The organism is Brevibacterium sp. VCM10, assembly GCF_000583215.1.
In the GTDB taxonomy this organism is placed as follows: Bacteria; Actinomycetota; Actinomycetes; order Actinomycetales; family Brevibacteriaceae; genus Brevibacterium; species Brevibacterium linens.
Genome location: NZ_JAJB01000078.1, coordinates 1 through 2133 on the forward strand (window position 1 = coordinate 1; position 2133 = coordinate 2133).

The following is a 2133-nucleotide window of genomic DNA, read 5'->3' on the forward strand; positions in this document are numbered from 1 at the left end:
GCGCCAGGTTGCTGGGCCGCCGTCGGGTAGTCCGAATAGTTAGATGCATGCATCAATGTATGCATCTGATATTGTGGGCCCGTGAATGATTTGCTGACACTGCCCTGGCAGCGCATCGACGGCTCCGCTCCGATCGCCGTTCGGATGGCCGCGGCGACCGCCCGGGAGATCATCGAAGGCCGACACGAAGCCGGCGACCTCCTCATCGAGTCCGACCTCGCCGCCGCGCACAACGCCAGTCGCACCCCCGCCCGGGAGGCGATGCTCCAGCTCGAACGCTGGCGCCTCGTCCGCCTCGTCCCCAAGAAGGGCGCGCTCGTGACCACCGTGACGGGCAAGGAGCGTCGCGACCTGCTCGCCGTGCGCTCGATGTTCGAGATCGACGCCGTCGAGACACTGTCCGACAGCGGCGACCTCACCGCTCTGGCCGCCGATCTGCGCACCCTGCTCGGCGAGCAGAGGAAGGCCCTTGACGCGGGCGATCCGCTCGGCTTCGCCAGCGCCGACTACGCCTTCCACGCCCGCCTCATCCGCAGCGGCGACAACGCCATCGTCACCGAGATGCTCACCACCATGGGCCCGCGCCTGGCCCGCCTGACCTTCCAGGTCGCGATCGACGCGCCGCACACCCTCGACACGCTCCTGACCGAGCACGAGACTCTCACCGACCGCGCCGAGTCGGGCGACGCAGAAGGCTTCGCCCGACTCGTCCGCGCCCACATCGAAGGCTCCCACTTCCCGCAGTCCCGCTGAGGAGGACCATGACCGCTTACCCCTCGACCTCCACGGCCGACACCGCCGCCGAGGCAGTCCTCACCGGGAACCGGAATACCCACGCCGAGGCGGCCCCCGCCACGGACATCGAAACGACGGTTCCGAACCCTGCCCGGTCCCACCTCGGCCAGGTGGCTCCCGATCGTGGGCCGGAGCGGCCACGGCGGGCGCGGGCGTGGCTGATGGTGGCCCCGGTGATGTTCCTGCTCGCATGGGGCGGCAATCATTTCACCCCGCTCGTGCACATGTATGAGGAGGACGGCGGCTACGCCATCTGGCAGGCGAACCTGCTGCTGGGCATGTACGTGGGCGGACTCGTTCCGGGACTGTTGGTCGCCTCGGCGCTGTCGGATCGGCATGGACGCAAACCGGTCCTCATCGCCGGATCGCTCGCCGCGATCGCCGGCAGTCTCGGCCTCGGGGTCGGTTTCGATCTGTTCTGGCTGCTCTGCCTGGGCAGGGTGCTCGCGGGGATCGGCGTCGGGGTGGCGATGTCGGTGGGCACGAGCTGGATCAAGGAGCTCTCGACCCCGCCGTTCGATCACCAGGCCGGAATCACCGCTGGTGCCCGGCGTCCTTCGCTGACGCTGACTTTGGGGTTTGCCATGGGCGCGGCGGTCACCGGGTGCCTGGCCCAATGGGGGCCGGTACCCGAAGTCGTGCCCTACGCGGTGCACGGAGTGCTCAACCTCGCCGCACTGATCCTGGTGATCTTCGCGCCGGAATCGATGCCTCGCGACCAACGGGCAGCAGGCCATTGGTGGCACGGTCTGCGCGTTCCGCTCATCGCGCATCGGACGTTCCTGCGACTGATCGTGCCGGCCGCGCCCTGGGTGTTCGGTGCCGCCGGCGTCGCCTATGCCGTGATGCCGGCGATCGTGCAGGCAGAGCTGGGGGAGTGGACGACGATGTACGCCACGGTGCTCACCGTCGTCACGCTCGGAGCCGGTGCGCTGGTGCAGAACATCGTGCCGTGGGTCAACCGACTGACCGGCGGGCGGGCGCTCGTCGTCGGACTCGGGCTGATGACCGTGGGTATGGGGCTCGGGGCGGTGGCCGCACTTCTGGCGGACCCGATCCTCGCGTTCATCGTGGCGATCGTGCTCGGTGTCGCCTACGGAATCTGTGTGGTCTCGGGGCTCATCATCGTCCAGGCCATCGCCTCACCGCAGGAGCTCGCCGGCATCACCGGGGTCTACTATTCGCTGGCGTACTCCGGGTTTCTGCTGCCCACGGTGCTCGCCGCCCTGCTGCCCGTGCTGTCGTACACGGTGTCCCTGGCGGCCGTGGCCGTCATCTGCCTAGTCTGCCTCTCAGCCGTCGCCATATCCACCAAACACCCCTAATTGCTACCCGACG

Annotated in this window: 2 protein-coding genes; both read left to right on the forward strand. The window is 68.5% G+C overall.

What is annotated here, in order from left to right:
• Nucleotides 1-81: 81 nt before the first annotated feature.
• The gene (locus AD89_RS18960) at nucleotides 82-753 is read left to right on the forward strand and encodes a GntR family transcriptional regulator (RefSeq protein ID WP_155807505.1); all 672 of its coding nucleotides are present in this window, start codon (nucleotides 82-84) and stop codon (nucleotides 751-753) included.
• An 8-nt stretch (nucleotides 754-761) separates the two neighbouring features.
• The gene (locus tag AD89_RS0116750; RefSeq protein WP_025780696.1) at nucleotides 762-2120 is read left to right on the forward strand and encodes an MFS transporter; all 1359 of its coding nucleotides are present in this window, start codon (nucleotides 762-764) and stop codon (nucleotides 2118-2120) included.
• Nucleotides 2121-2133: the final 13 nt, after the last annotated feature.

Bases quoted from the DNA above. Each gene is read 5' to 3' on its own strand.
- AD89_RS0116750 (WP_025780696.1), top strand. From the start codon at position 762: ATGACCGCTTACCCCTCGACCTCCACGGCCGACACCGCCGCCGAGGCA.